General features: G+C 56.4%; 12 protein-coding genes. 5 read left to right on the forward strand and 7 right to left on the reverse strand.

Features of this window, described 5'->3' with window-relative positions; genetic code table 11:
• From dnaA to gyrB, 3 genes are all read left to right on the forward strand, one after another.
• Positions 1–1,392: a chromosomal replication initiator protein DnaA gene (gene dnaA / locus ACWBU6_RS00005; protein ID WP_452646856.1), complete on the forward strand. Its 1,392-nt coding sequence runs from the start codon at positions 1–3 to the stop codon at positions 1,390–1,392.
• Positions 1,393–1,560: 168 nt separating this feature from the next.
• Positions 1,561–2,667, forward strand: a complete 1,107-nt coding sequence (gene dnaN / locus ACWBU6_RS00010; protein ID WP_452646857.1) for a DNA polymerase III subunit beta — start codon at positions 1,561–1,563, stop codon at positions 2,665–2,667.
• Between the two features lie 136 nt (positions 2,668–2,803).
• The gene (gene gyrB / locus ACWBU6_RS00015; RefSeq protein ID WP_452646858.1) at positions 2,804–5,299 is read left to right on the forward strand and encodes a DNA topoisomerase (ATP-hydrolyzing) subunit B; all 2,496 of its coding nucleotides are present in this window, start codon (positions 2,804–2,806) and stop codon (positions 5,297–5,299) included.
• 100 nt (positions 5,300–5,399) lie between these two features.
• Here the strand turns inward: gyrB and ACWBU6_RS00020 are convergent, their stop codons facing one another.
• The 3 genes from ACWBU6_RS00020 to ACWBU6_RS00030 form a co-directional block, all read right to left on the reverse strand.
• Positions 5,400–6,656: an IS256 family transposase gene (locus ACWBU6_RS00020; RefSeq protein WP_452644086.1), complete on the reverse strand. Its 1,257-nt coding sequence runs from the start codon at positions 6,654–6,656 to the stop codon at positions 5,400–5,402.
• 99 nt (positions 6,657–6,755) lie between these two features.
• A complete protein-coding gene (locus ACWBU6_RS00025) occupies positions 6,756–7,838 on the reverse strand; it encodes a T6SS immunity protein Tli4 family protein (protein WP_452646859.1) in 1,083 nt (360 codons plus the stop codon).
• Complete coding sequence (locus ACWBU6_RS00030; protein ID WP_452646860.1) at positions 7,835–9,124, reverse strand: esterase/lipase family protein; 1,290 nt, start codon at positions 9,122–9,124, stop codon at positions 7,835–7,837. The genes ACWBU6_RS00025 and ACWBU6_RS00030 overlap by 4 nt, the downstream gene beginning before the upstream one ends.
• 7 nt (positions 9,125–9,131) lie before the next feature.
• On the opposite strand from ACWBU6_RS00030, the gene ACWBU6_RS00035 reads away from it, so the two are divergent.
• Positions 9,132–10,505 (forward strand): IS4 family transposase, encoded by a 1,374-nt coding sequence (locus tag ACWBU6_RS00035; RefSeq protein ID WP_452649585.1) that lies wholly within the window; start codon positions 9,132–9,134, stop codon positions 10,503–10,505.
• Here ACWBU6_RS00035 and ACWBU6_RS00040 read toward each other — a convergent pair.
• Positions 10,489–11,010, reverse strand: coding sequence for a hypothetical protein (locus tag ACWBU6_RS00040; protein ID WP_452646861.1), 522 nt, complete (start codon positions 11,008–11,010; stop codon positions 10,489–10,491). The genes ACWBU6_RS00035 and ACWBU6_RS00040 overlap by 17 nt on opposite strands.
• Positions 11,011–11,735: 725 nt before the next feature.
• On the opposite strand from ACWBU6_RS00040, the gene ACWBU6_RS00045 reads away from it, so the two are divergent.
• The gene (locus ACWBU6_RS00045) at positions 11,736–12,296 is read left to right on the forward strand and encodes a contractile injection system protein, VgrG/Pvc8 family (protein WP_452646862.1); all 561 of its coding nucleotides are present in this window, start codon (positions 11,736–11,738) and stop codon (positions 12,294–12,296) included.
• Here the strand turns inward: ACWBU6_RS00045 and ACWBU6_RS00050 are convergent.
• The 3 genes from ACWBU6_RS00050 to ACWBU6_RS00060 form a co-directional block, all read right to left on the reverse strand.
• Positions 12,272–13,645: an IS4 family transposase gene (locus ACWBU6_RS00050; protein ID WP_452649585.1), complete on the reverse strand. Its 1,374-nt coding sequence runs from the start codon at positions 13,643–13,645 to the stop codon at positions 12,272–12,274. The two genes, ACWBU6_RS00045 and ACWBU6_RS00050, sit on opposite strands and share 25 nt — an antisense overlap.
• Before the next feature lie 329 nt (positions 13,646–13,974).
• Complete coding sequence (locus tag ACWBU6_RS00055; RefSeq protein ID WP_452646863.1) at positions 13,975–14,145, reverse strand: hypothetical protein; 171 nt, start codon at positions 14,143–14,145, stop codon at positions 13,975–13,977.
• Positions 14,146–14,351: 206 nt separating this feature from the next.
• The gene (locus ACWBU6_RS00060) at positions 14,352–14,663 is read right to left on the reverse strand and encodes a hypothetical protein (protein WP_452646864.1); all 312 of its coding nucleotides are present in this window, start codon (positions 14,661–14,663) and stop codon (positions 14,352–14,354) included.
• Positions 14,664–14,715 lie beyond the last annotated feature (52 nt).

The following is a 14,715-nucleotide window of genomic DNA, read 5'->3' on the forward strand; positions in this document are numbered from 1 at the left end:
ATGGAAAATTTCTGGCAGTCCTGTTCCCAGCAACTGGAACTTGAGCTGACGCCGCAACAATTCAGTGCCTGGATTAAGCCGCTTGTGCCCCTCGATTTCGAGGACAACAAGCTGCGCGTTGCTGCGCCAAACCGGTTCAAGCTGGATTGGGTAAAGACTCAATTCGCTAGCCGCATCACGGCCCTGGCCTGCCAGTACTGGGAAACCCAGATCGACGTGCAGTTCGTGCTCGATCCGCGTACCCACGCACCGAAAAAGCCGGCCGCACCTGCCGTGGTGTCCGGCCCGATGACCGACCTGCGCCCGGAAACCCCGGCCGCCGCAGCCGCGCCGACCGCCGCCGCCGAATACTCGAACCCGAAAGGCCGCGAGAACAGCCGCATCAACCCGGACCTGACCTTCGACTCCTTCGTGACCGGTAAGGCCAACCAACTGGCGCGCGCCGCCGCCATCCAGGTCGCAAACAACCCCGGCGTGTCGTACAACCCGCTGTTCTTCTACGGCGGCGTGGGCCTGGGTAAAACCCACTTGATCCACGCGATCGGCAACCAGGTGATGGCCGACCAGCCAGGCGCCCGCATCCGCTACATTCACGCAGAACAGTATGTTCGCGACGTAGTGACCGCTTACCAACGCAAGGGTTTCGACGACTTCAAGCACTACTACCACTCGCTGGACATGCTGCTGATCGACGATATTCAATTCTTCGGCGGGAAGTCCCGCACGCAGGAAGAGTTCTTCTATGCGTTTGAGGCGCTGATCGCGGCCAAGAAGCAGATCATCATCACCTCGGACACCTATCCGAAAGAGATCACCGGCATGGACGACCGCCTGATCTCGCGCTTCGACTCCGGCTTAACGGTGGCGATCGAGCCGCCGGAGCTGGAAATGCGCGTGGCCATTCTGCTGAAGAAGGCCAAGTCGGAAGGCGTGACCCTGAACGACGACGTCGCCTTCTTCGTGGCCAAGCACCTTCGCTCCAACGTGCGTGAGCTGGAAGGCGCGCTGCGCAAGATCCTGGCCTACTCCCGCTTCCACGGCAAGGACATCTCGATCGATATCGTGAAAGAGGCGCTGAAAGACCTGCTGTCTGTACAGAACCGCCAGATTTCTGTGGAAAACATCCAGAAAACGGTGGCGGACTTCTTCAACATCAAGGTGGCGGACATGTATTCCAAGCGCCGCCCAGCCAACATCGCCCGCCCGCGCCAGATCGCCATGTACCTGGCCAAGGAGCTGACCCAGAAATCGCTGCCGGAAATCGGCGAACTGTTTGGAGGACGCGACCACACCACCGTGCTGCATGCTGTGCGCAAGATTGCGATGGATCGGACCAAGAACCCGGAGTGCAATCACGAGTTGCACGTTCTCGAACAAACGCTGAAAGGCTAAGAACCGGTAAAGCGGTGGCTGACCCGCAGGGTCAGCCACCGGGAACGCGACAGCCGCAGGCCATGGTGTCAGACCCTGCGGGTCTGACACCGGATTACCGGTTCTAACTTGCTATACTGTCGAGTTAACAAAAGAACCAACGTACCAACCCATTAACTGAGGATATTTATGCAACTGGTCAAAACCACCCGAGACACGCTTCTCCGGCCACTGCAGATTGTGAGCGGTATTGTCGAGCGTCGGCACACTATGCCGATTCTGGCCAATATCCTCATCCGCAAGGAAGGTGAAAGCGTCTCTTTCCTCTCCACCGACACGGAAGTCCAGATCACGACCCACGCAAACATCGGCTCGGGTGCCGACGTTACCGGCACCACGGTCGCCGCGCGTAAGCTGCTGGACATCCTGCGCGCCCTGCCGGAAGCCGGCGACGTGACCATGACCCTGCTGAACAAGCGCCTGACCGTCCAAAGCGGCAAATCGCGCTTCGCCCTGCAGACCCTGGCCGCCGAAGAATTCCCAACGGTCCAACAGGCCGAAAGCTTCACCGCAAGCTTCCAGCTGCCGCAAAAAACCCTGAAGCACCTGTTCAACATGGTGCACTTCTCGATGGCGCAGCAGGACATCCGCTACTACCTGAACGGCCTGCTGCTGGTCCTGGACGGCAACAAAGTGATCGCCGTAGCGACCGACGGCCACCGCCTGGCCTTCTGCCAGGTGGAAACCGACCAGAACTTCGCGCGCGAAGAAGTGATCATCCCGCGCAAGACCATCATCGAGCTGCAACGCCTGCTGGAAGAAAGCGACGACGCCGTATCGCTGGACATCGCCGCATCGCAAGTGAAGCTGACCTTCGCCGACATCGAGCTGATCTCCAAGCTGGTGGAAGGCAAGTTCCCTGACTACACCCGCGTGATCCCGAAGGGTTACACCAACAACTTCACCATTGGCCGCGAAGAGCTGCTGCGTTCCCTGCAGCGCGCCGCGATCATGACCAGCGATAAGTTCAAGGGCGTACGCTGCATCATCACCCCAGGCTCGCTGAAAATCTCGTCCACCAACGCGGACCAGGAAGAAGCGGTTGAAGAACTGGAAATCGACTACGGCGGCGACAGCGTGGACATCGGCTTCAACGTGACCTACCTGCTGGACGTGCTGAACAACCTGAAGTGCGACCAGGTGAACGTAGCGCTGGGCGACAGCAACTCGTCGGCCCTGATCTCGATCCCTGACAATCCAGACTTCAAATATGTAGTTATGCCAATGCGCATCTAAAACCGGCAAGGCAGTGTCTGACCCGCAGGGTCAGACACTGGTCTGCGACCGCCGCGTGTCAGGTGTCTGACCCTGCGGGTCAGACACCGGTTTACTGGTTTTAAAAGAAGTAATTCGTTAAAAGAGAAAGCAGTCCATGTCCGAAAGCCACAACGAACAACCAAAGGCCAAAGCAGAAGAATACGGCGCCTCCTCGATCCAGATCCTGGAAGGCCTGGAAGCAGTCCGCAAGCGTCCCGGCATGTACATCGGCGACACGTCCGACGGCACCGGCCTGCACCACCTGGTATTCGAGGTGCTGGACAACTCGATTGACGAAGCCCTGGCCGGCCACTGCTCCGAGATCCACGTCACCATCCACAGCGACAACTCGATCTCGATCACCGACAACGGCCGCGGCATTCCAGTCGGCCTGAAGATGGACGACAAGCACGAGCCAAAACGCTCCGCAGCCGAAATCGTGCTGACCGAGCTGCACGCCGGCGGTAAGTTCGACCAGAACGCCTATAAAGTCTCCGGCGGCCTGCACGGCGTGGGCGTCTCCTGCGTGAACGCACTGTCCAAACTGCTGCGCGTGACCATCCGCCGCGACGGCAAAGTGCACCAGATGGAATTCGTCAAAGGCGTGGCACAGAACCGCGAGATCGAAATGATCGACGGCGTCGCGACCTCCCCGATCAAGGTGATCGGCGAAACCGACAAGCGCGGCACCGACGTGCACTTCTGGGCCGACGAAGAGATCTTCACCCACGTGGAATTCCACTACGAGATCCTGGCCAAGCGCATCCGCGAACTGTCTTTCCTGAACAACGGCGTCAACATCAAGCTGACCGACCAGCGCACCGGCAAGGAAGAAGTGTTCGCCTTCGAAGGCGGCACCCGCGGCTTCGTTGAATACATCAACAAAGCCAAGACCGTGCTGCACCCGACCGTGTTCCAGGCCACCGGCGAACGCCAGTCCGACCAGGGCACCACGATCTCGGTCGACGTCTCCATGCAATGGAACGACGCCTTCAATGAACAGGTACTCTGCTTCACCAACAACATTCCGCAGCGCGACGGCGGCACCCACCTGACCGGCCTGCGCGCGGCAATGACCCGCGTGATCAACAAGTACATCGACGAAAACGACTTCGCCAAGAAAGCCAAGGTAGAAATCAGCGGCGACGACATGCGCGAAGGCCTGACCTGCGTGCTGTCCGTGAAAGTGCCGGAGCCAAAGTTCTCGTCCCAGACCAAGGACAAGCTGGTGTCGTCCGAAGTGCGCGGCCCGGTCGAAGAGATCGTCGCCAAGACGCTGACCGACTTCCTGATGGAAAAGCCGAACGACGCCAAGATCATCTGCGGCAAGATCGTGGAAGCCGCACGCGCTCGTGAAGCAGCGCGCAAGGCCCGCGACCTGACCCGCCGCAAAGGCATCATGGACGGCCTGGGCCTGAGCGCCAAGCTGGCCGACTGCCAGGAAAAAGACCCAGCCCTGTCCGAACTGTATATCGTCGAGGGTGACTCCGCAGGCGGCTCCGCCAAGCAGGGCCGCGACCGTAAGTTCCAGGCCATCCTGCCGCTGCGAGGCAAGGTGCTGAACGTGGAGAAGGCGCGCTTCGAAAAGATGCTGTCTTCCGAGCAGATCACCACCCTGATCGCCACCCTGGGCACCAGCATCGGCGCCGACGAATTCAATATCGAGAAGCTGCGCTACCACCGCATCATCATCATGACCGACGCGGACGTTGACGGCGCCCACATCCGTACCCTGCTGCTGACGCTGTTCTACCGCCAGATGCCGCAGCTGGTCGAGCGCGGCCACATCTACATCGCGCAGCCACCGCTGTACAAGGTCAAGGCCGGCCGCGACGAGCGCTACCTGAAGGACGACCTGGAAGAAGCCGGCTACATGATGAACGTAGCGCTGAACACCGCCGTGCTGACCCCACGCGAAGGCGCGGACGTGATCCAGGGCGAAGCGCTGGGCGAACTGGCCCGCACCTACAACATGGCCAACGCCATCATGACCCGCTTGACCCGCGTGATCGACCGCGCCGCGCTGACCGCCATCATGACCGGCGTAGCGCTGGACCTGTCGACCATCGAGTCCGCACAGAAGTCCGCAGACGCGCTGCTGGCCAACATCAACGACAGCGCCGTGAAGGTACGCGTGACCACCGACGAACTGACCGACAAGCACACCCTGGTAATCGAGCGTATGCACCACGGTAACGTGAAGGTCTCCTCGATCGACGCCGACTTCGTGCAAGGCGCTGACTACAAAGTGCTGGCCGACGCCGCCGCCACCTTCACCGGCCTGATCGGCGAAGGCGCCGTGATCCGCCGCGGCGAAGGCGAGCGCACCAAGGAAAGCGCCGTGGTCGACTTCCACCACGCCATGCAGTGGCTGCGCGACGAAGCGGAACGCACCGTGAGCAAGCAGCGCTACAAAGGTCTGGGCGAGATGAACCCGGAGCAGCTGTGGGAAACCACCATGGACCCAACCGTCCGCCGCCTGCTGAAGGTGCAGATCGAAGACGCGATTGCCGCCGACCAGATCTTTACCACGCTGATGGGCGATGATGTGGAACCGCGCCGTAACTTCATTGAGACCAACGCGCTGCGCGCGGGTAACATCGACGTATAAAGTGTCGGGTGACACGGAAAGTGAAAAGCGTGCCAAATAAGTGAAAAATCTGTGCCACGGACCTGTCAGGAATTTTGTGTGCCGGGGTCGCGGTTCGTAGTTAGTTAATCGCGTTGGTGAAGCGTTCACCAAACAGAATGGCAAACTGGTTGGCGGCCATCTTCCAGGTCCGTTGCGGCATCTTCCAATCTTTTTCGATATTGCGCAAGGCCAGGTACAGCAATTTGGTCGCTGCCTCGTCGCTCGGGAAGTGGCCACGGTTCTTCACGATCTTCCGCAACCGCATGTGCAGGCTCTCAATGGCATTCGTGGTGTAGATAATCGAACGTACTTCCGGTGGGTACGAGAAGAACGGAATCACCTGCTCCCATTGGCGCCGCCACATCGCCGGCACGGTCGGGAAGCGCTGCCCCCACGGGCCGTCTGCAAACGCATCTAGCGCCGCTGCTGCCGCGTCGGCGTTAGCGGCCTGGTAGATCGGCTTGAGTGCAGCTGCAAGCTCCTTGCGATCCTTCCAGGACGCCAGCGTCATCGAGTTGCGAATCAGGTGCACGATGCAGGTCTGGATTTGCGCCTGCGGATACACGGCCTCAATCGCTTCAGGGAAGCCGCGCAGGCCATCGACGACCGCAATCAGAATGTCTTCCAATCCACGGTTGCGCAGCTCGTTGAAGACCTTCAGCCAGAACTTGGCGCCTTCGGTTTGTTCGATCCATAGTCCCAGCACTTCCTTGCGGCCATCGGCGCGGATACCCAGCGCCAAATATACGGCCTTGTTCTTGACGGTGCCTTCATCGCGGATCTTCAGCCGCAGTGCATCGAAGTAGACGATCGGGTACATCGTCTCCAGCGGCCGCTGCTGCCATTGCGCCACTTCATCCATGACCTCGTCGGTGATGGTCGAAATCAGGTCTGGCGACACTTCGGTGCCGTACAGTTCCAACAAATGCGCCTGAATCTCGCGCACGGTCATGCCGCGAGCATACATGCCGATGACGTGGTCATCGAAGCCCGGCATGCGGCGCTGGTGCTTGCCGACGAGCTTTGGCTCAAAGCTGGAAAGACGGTCACGTGGGATCTCCAATTCCAGCTCGCCGCCCGGTGCCAAAACGGTTTTGCGGCTCTTGCCGTTACGGTGGTTCTTGGCGTCGCCTTCGGTGGCGAGGTGGTGGGTCAATTCGGCTGTCAGCATGCGCTCGGCCAGCATCTTTTTGAGCTGGCCGGCCAAGCCTGACTCCCCGAGAATCGATTCGGCATCCTTGTTCTCGACCTGGGCCAGCAACTGGTCAATCAGTTCAACAGGAAACGGGTACTGCTTCTTGGTTTTTGGTTTTTTAGTGGTCATTACGTCGGTCATGGACAATCCCTTTCGGTATTATTTCATGACCCCAGATTCACACTAAAATTCTGACAGGCTCAGAAATTTGGATATTTGATACTGCCATCCGCCTTCACTTCAGTAGTTTGAAGGCTTTCGCCTCTGCGACGCTACGAACGGCCAAGGCCGTATTGAAGAAGTGATTTTGTCCCACAGGTATAGCGCCTCTTCGTCAGTGAGACTCGACTCCATACCACTTGCCTTATTTCCCTTTACACCGGTATCGAGCTCAATATCAATGGCCGGTGTCATTGCATTGCCAGGCTCGCCATGCGAGAAGTATGCGAACTCGTGCGATCCTTTCACATGACCTATGCCCGGCTTCCGTGCCAGGAACTCTGAGCCCATCCAGCTTCCGATCTTTCGCGCTCCTCGACGAAAGATCTTTACGCGGTCATACCAGACGCCAGCACCCAAACGCCTTGCCTCAATCTCCGCTGCTGCGGTTCGAGCTTCAAGCGAATCGTCTTCCACATTCTGATCCTTCGTAATCATCTCGATGGAGAAATGTACATCAGGGAACCGGCGTAGCCGAACTCCTAAGGTCACGGCCTCATAAAGTGAAGATGGCGGCGCCATAATAAAAGCCCCATCAAGGCAAATGCCAGGCTCTGAAGGGACTTCGTCTTCCAGCCTCGGTCGCAAAAGCGGTGCAACGCGATTGAGTTGCGTGACTGCTTCTTGATAGGCATTCCCATATGCCGTTGTCTTTTGCATATAGAGGTCTTGCCCGACTTTCTGAATTGACTCAATGCTGTAGAACGAGCCGGTTGCTTTTGCTGCACCGAAGACGATCCGCTGGTCAGCGACCGAACCATTGATAGCCTTTCCAAACATGGAGTCATTCATTGCCAAAGGTCCCCGCGCGCGCGAACCATCTTGGGCGATTTCCACCAGTCTTTTGTTAAGAATTTCATCGAATCTCTCACCGTGTCCTGGCCAACGTTCGATTGGATAAGGCAGCCTCGCTGGGCCGTACGTGACGTCAGAGTCTGCCGGCACCTCCAGCACAACCCTGCCGACACAAACAGTTCTTGTGGCGCCAAAGAGGCCGACTATCCGGTTGGTGAAGGCTTGATCCATTTCGCGTCCTTTATTTTCCGTTGGAACGAAACCGAGCGCTGCTACAAAGATCGCAACGAAAGCATTATTCCGCGTCATTTCGACCACCACATCCGAGCCGCAATTTTGACTACGCAATACAACGTGCTGTTCAAGGCGTTCTCATCCTTGTAGCTCTCCTGGTGCTCGTAACCAGTCTGACGAAATACGCCCTTAATACAGCCACTAAGCAACTGATGCTCTGCCGACCGCAGCGGCACTGTTTGGTCACCCGCCCCTGCAGAAGGGCCGAGGCGAATCTTAGTTTGGATTTCACGCTTCTCCACTCGCTCTTTCGCTTGTAGTTCGCCTTTCTTGTCGTCCTTCACAATGGTCAAATCGTGCCAATGCCGCCCTGTGTAATCGCGATGGATCTCCCAAACAACCGACTCCCAGGACGGCTGCGTGGAGTCGGCCCCGTAATGCGAGTAGGTTCGCGGATGGTAATACTGACCAAGTGTCTCGTGAAAATCGCGTGCGATATCCACGTATCCGCAGAAGCGCGTAAACGTTGCCTCCGGTTGCTTCGCAGGGTTCAGCCACTCCTCGCGGATCAGGCCGTACCAACGATTTCGCAGCTTATAGATCTCTTCATATGGATCTCCGTGCTTAGGAAAGCTATCGAATAAAACTCCGTTTTGCCTTACCTGTAACCACCCGTTTCCATAAGCTTTGCAAGGTAATAGCTGTAACCCACCTGGCGAGTTTCCGAGAACCGCCGTGACCTCGCTCCCCTTATTGCCGATAATTTTGGGGACAGGATCTAAGCCTCCCAGCTTTTCTTCAAATCCGCATCTCATTCTTTTATAGGTAGCGGGAGCTCCAATTGCAGGCAGAACGCCATGGACAACGCCAAGAATCTTCTCGCTCATGTTTCCCATTTTTGGATGGGCCAACGCTCTGGCAACAAGCCCTCCCATTGAATGGGTAACGATGATCACTTTCTCGCAGTAGAATCCATTCTTCACGTAGTCTTCAATGAGTCCTTCGATGCGTTTTCGAATCAGTAGTGCAGACTCAAGATTCGACTGAAGCCAGTTGTAGCCCATCGCATGTACCGGGAAGAAGTGACTTTCCGTTGCCTTCCTAAGTTCTTCTGCTGTCAGCGGTCTCAGTTCGGGAGCATTGTGGGCCTGCCATACAACAGGATTTACCCCAACCATCGCTGCGAGACGCCCAGATCGAACAGGTGCGTTTAGCGTCTCTTCAAGCCGTTCAAGCAGAGTTCTATAGCTGGCGAAGAAGACCTCCCCCCACCCCCTATGCCTCATGCCCTTATACACAAGTCTGACATGACCGGCATGCGCCAGAAAAATCAGTTTACATTCAAGGACTTGCAACAGCACTTGTAAGCTGACGTCATTTCGCGTTTACTCTCGCCTTTTAGGTGGCGCGTTGACGACAGCAGCACAGTGGGCAACCACGGAATTTGCAGGATTAGATCTCGGTGATGCGCGCCTCAACAATCGAGCGAGGACGTTGATGGAGCGATTTGCAGCCGACCCGACGGCGAGCATTCCTGATGCCTGCCACGGCTGGGCGGAGACGATGGCCGCTTACCGTTTTTTGAGCAATGAAGCGGTGGATTGGCAAGCCATCCTTACGCCGCATTGGCAGCAGACTCAGCAGCGCATGCACGGCAAGGCGGTCGTTCTCTGTATGCAAGACACGACAGAACTGAATTTCAACGGACAAGAGACGGAGGGCCTGGGGCCGTTATGTTACGAGCCGCAGCGCGGCATGTATTTGCATCCGACTTATGCGGTGACGCCGCAGCGCGAAGCGCTGGGTGTGCTCGATGCATGGATGTGGGCTCGCAGCAAGAAAGATGCATCTGGTAAGCGCAATGATTTGAAGGAAAGCCTGCGTTGGATCGAGGGCTATGATCGCGTTGCCGAAATGGCGGCGGACTTCCCCGATACGCGCCTGGTTTATTTGGCGGACCGGGAAGCCGATCTTTTACCCTTGATGCGCCGGGCGCAAGAAGCTGGCGAGCCAGCCGACTGGCTAATCCGCGCCGCGCACAACCGATGCCTGCCTGATGGCGGCAAGCTTTGGGAGCGCACCACCGCCAGTGAGCCAGTTGGGCAGATTGAATTCACCATGGCGTCGCGGCATGGCGTCAAAGCCCGTCCTGTACGCCAGCAATTGTGGGTGCAGCGGATTGATCTGCGCAACGGTGCCAATGGCCCCCTGGCCGTGACCAGCATCGTGGCGCGCGAAATCGATGCGCCAGCCGGCGTTAAGCCAATTGAATGGCGCTTGCTGACCAACCGTTGTGCCACTAGCCATGCGGAGGTAGTGGAATTGATCGACTGGTATCGCGCCCGCTGGGAAATCGAAATGCTGTTCGACATCCTGAAGAATGCTTGCCGTATCGAGTCGTTGCAGTTGGAGCATATCGGCAAACTGGAACGGGCTATCGCGATGTATCTGGTAGTGGCATGGCGCATCGCGCACCTGATGCGGCTGGGGCGAACCTGCCCAGACCTGGAGGCCAGTCGCTTCTTCGACTGGGCCGAAATTCGCGCTGCATACATGCGCTCCAAGGCTGGGCCGCCAGCAAAGCCGACGCTGAATGAGGTGCTACGTTTGATCGCCGGATTTGGCGGTTTCCTTGCCCGCAAAGGCGACGGTGAGCCCGGTGTGCAAACGATTTGGAAAGGACTGCGGAAAGTGCGCGTGGCGGCGGAAGCATTACGCTATGCAGCTATGCCTGCTTCCTGATTTTGGACTTGTGTATAAGGGCATGCCTATGCCTTGCCTTTTCTTCGATAGACGAACTATTGCAGCCGAACTGTGGATCTTGGACCAACAAAGCTGAATTGGGGGCGTATGGCAAATCGACATTGATGTCGTCTACCTTGCTATTTCGTTCGTCGGACGTTTCGTCCGGATCACCTGTAGGATCGATTGATGGATCATATGTATCGACTTCGGTGGTTTCTTGATCCAACAAGAGCTGACGTCGCGATGGACCGGTGTAAAGCAAACTACCAACTTCGTCCACCTTATCGGGCAACCACACAGAGTTATTGGAATTCCCCAGCTGTTTTTGGCGGTCGGCATTTACTCGCAGATTTGATCCCATTATTCCCGGCAGGAATATGATCGGAATTACACGCTTGGGCGGCACGACCATTATCTGAGGCGCGCGGTCTTCCGTTGGCGTTACAAAGCCTTTCGCTTTCGTGCCACCGGACTTGAGGTCAACTGAGAGCTGAGTCGCCATGAGAACCCCCTAAACCAGGTTAGCTCGATAATCGCACGCGTCAGATCCATTGACGTTGATCCTCGGCAAGCTATCCTGTGCCTTCAGTTAGAAACCCAAATGGTCCATTTCAGAACTTGCCCATATCGGTCTCAAAAAACGTTGTTTCTCTAAGCTCGCAGTTATTCTCATTCGACGTTATTCCAGAAGAAGAGGAGTCGATGCGAGTGTTGTTGGGCGGGGTGATGGTGCTGGCGGACCCGAGTGCCTGCTCTGCCGCCAACAGGAACCGGCTGCGGCCGGCCTGCAGTGGGGTGAAACTTCGCGGCCAGTCGATGCGCGGCTCGCGGAGCGCTAAGAGCGTTCGTGCATGGCGTGCCTTACGCGAGGAACGGTGGCGGGGCATCGCTGACCGGCTGTCAGTAGGAAGCCAATAATCTCACTTGTGGGAACTGAATTTTCCCCACCCATTTTTGAAGGAAATCAAAAATGGAAGGGAATAAGCCGGCAATTTCAGATGTACTGCCGCCAGCTAGCACTGCTAACCGATCCGCGTCTCCAACAGACGCGGAGGCTCAAGTGATCAACAAGGCTTCCCTGCGCGCCGATTTTTGCTTGCAAATTGCAAGCAAGTCGCCACGAAACAATCTGTGAACTTTGCTGCAATATTATTCAAGTAGTATGCGAGCTCGATTCAACCTTGAGTTTCATGCAGCACGATTGAAACATCATTTGCAGGTACCTGAATGAACATGATTTCCGACGCCTTCCAGGCGTTCAGCGACTCGCGCCAAACCAATCGCCTGCTGCGATTGCGTTTCCCTAATGAGGACGGCCCCCAGGCCAAATTACTAGCCAACAGCCTGGATGCAGAAGAATGCCTCTCGCGCGACTTCAAGTTCACCGTTGAAGTCATTACCAACGATCCCGACATCGCGCTGAAAGACGTGCTGGGCAAGATGGTGACCGTGGAGATGGTACGCGAAGATCGCAGCCTGCGCTACTTCAACGGCTATGTCTTTGAATTCCGGCGTTGCCGTGCCGACGGCGGCTATGTTTTCTATGAAATGGTGTTACGGCCTTGGCTGGCCTACCTGGACCTAAGGCGCGATAACTATCTCTTTCATGGCAAATCGCTCTCGCAGCAGAGCGAAGACATTCTGGGCGACTATACGCTGCGTGATGTCGAATTCCGAACTTCGGGCAAGGATCCGGAGTTCACGGATGCCTGCCAGTTCGACGAAAGCGATTACAACTCATGCCCTTATACACAAGTCCAAAATCAGGAAGCAGGCATAGCTGCATAGCGTAATGCTTCCGCCGCCACGCGCACTTTCCGCAGTCCTTTCCAAATCGTTTGCACACCGGGCTCACCGTCGCCTTTGCGGGCAAGGAAACCGCCAAATCCGGCGATCAAACGTAGCACCTCATTCAGCGTCGGCTTTGCTGGCGGCCCAGCCTTGGAGCGCATGTATGCAGCGCGAATTTCGGCCCAGTCGAAGAAGCGACTGGCCTCCAGGTCTGGGCAGGTTCGCCCCAGCCGCATCAGGTGCGCGATGCGCCATGCCACTACCAGATACATCGCGATAGCCCGTTCCAGTTTGCCGATATGCTCCAACTGCAACGACTCGATACGGCAAGCATTCTTCAGGATGTCGAACAGCATTTCGATTTCCCAGCGGGCGCGATACCAGTCGATCAATTCCACTACCTCCGCATGGCTAGTGGCACAACGGTTGGTCAGCAAGCGCCATTCAATTGGCTTAACGCCGGCTGGCGCATCGATTTCGCGCGCCACGATGCTGGTCACGGCCAGGGGGCCATTGGCACCGTTGCGCAGATCAATCCGCTGCACCCACAATTGCTGGCGTACAGGACGGGCTTTGACGCCATGCCGCGACGCCATGGTGAATTCAATCTGCCCAACTGGCTCACTGGCGGTGGTGCGCTCCCAAAGCTTGCCGCCATCAGGCAGGCATCGGTTGTGCGCGGCGCGGATTAGCCAGTCGGCTGGCTCGCCAGCTTCTTGCGCCCGGCGCATCAAGGGTAAAAGATCGGCTTCCCGGTCCGCCAAATAAACCAGGCGCGTATCGGGGAAGTCCGCCGCCATTTCGGCAACGCGATCATAGCCCTCGATCCAACGCAGGCTTTCCTTCAAATCATTGCGCTTACCAGATGCATCTTTCTTGCTGCGAGCCCACATCCATGCATCGAGCACACCCAGCGCTTCGCGCTGCGGCGTCACCGCATAAGTCGGATGCAAATACATGCCGCGCTGCGGCTCGTAACATAACGGCCCCAGGCCCTCCGTCTCTTGTCCGTTGAAATTCAGTTCTGTCGTGTCTTGCATACAGAGAACGACCGCCTTGCCGTGCATGCGCTGCTGAGTCTGCTGCCAATGCGGCGTAAGGATGGCTTGCCAATCCACCGCTTCATTGCTCAAAAAACGGTAAGCGGCCATCGTCTCCGCCCAGCCGTGGCAGGCATCAGGAATGCTCGCCGTCGGGTCGGCTGCAAATCGCTCCATCAACGTCCTCGCTCGATTGTTGAGGCGCGCATCACCGAGATCTAATCCTGCAAATTCCGTGGTTGCCCACTGTGCTGCTGTCGTCAACGCGCCACCTAAAAGGCGAGAGTAAACGCGAAATGACGTCAGCTTACAAGTGCTGTTGCAAGTCCTTGAATGTAAACTGATTTTTCTGGCGCATGCCGGTCATGTCAGACTTGTGTATAAGGGCATGACTTCAAACGGCACTCCATTTGTTTCATAAGCCGGGTCCGGCACAAATGCAAAAGATGCGTGCTGACAGTCATCCGTAATCCTGAACGATATTGAATAATTATCTAGAGGCCACGCGCCTTTCGACAGGGCCATAAATTCCTTATACGCCAAACTCGCGGCCTTAGCGACATCACCCGGGAAGCTAAAGCTCCGCTGATAAAAGTTGTTTGCTCTATTTGACAAATCGTTATATGAATTCACGTTCAACGACTCCTTGCAAAACCTTGTATTTTCCGCTCGGCGTACAGAAATAGGATTAGTGCGATAGTTTTGCTGGTCATGGCGTCTATTGATGGCCCGCGACGCTCGTATTTTCCATTGGGCTTCAATTGCTGCTGTGCGCTCGGCTTGAGATCGATATCGTTGACGCGCATTTCGCTTTCCAGCCGTTTCTAGCCTTCCCTTTCAGTTTCAGTATTCGAGGAATGTTCAGGGTGGACAGGAACGTAGAGTTCGGGAATATCAGTCAACAACAAATCGTTCCGGCTGTAAGAGTACGTTGCGAGATGTCCCAATACGCTGGCAACCAACGCAACGAGTCGCGGCCGGCCAAGTTTCACCCCGAAGAAATTAGGATAAGCTATCGCCGTTCTATTGCGACATCAATCAACCTTCCGTCACCAAAGTCAAATGTGAATCCAATAATTTCCATGAGATCAATCGTTGGCTTTATAGCTTGGTCGGAAGTTTTCAGGGCAAACAAAATTTCGACCAATTTGCCAGCCTTGTCTATCTCCACAACAACGTCGTAATACTTTAGCGATGCATCATCGCCACCATACTCGAGATATTTATTATATGCAATGCAAATAAACTTTAATATTCTTCCCCTGCACAACGCATTGCCCGGGAAATTCGTCGTCAATTTATCCCATTCATTGTTATTATTCATGACCATTCCCCATAAAAATCCCATCAAATTCACCGAATAACTTAATGGCAAC

This window comes from Pseudoduganella sp. HUAS MS19, assembly GCF_053615455.1.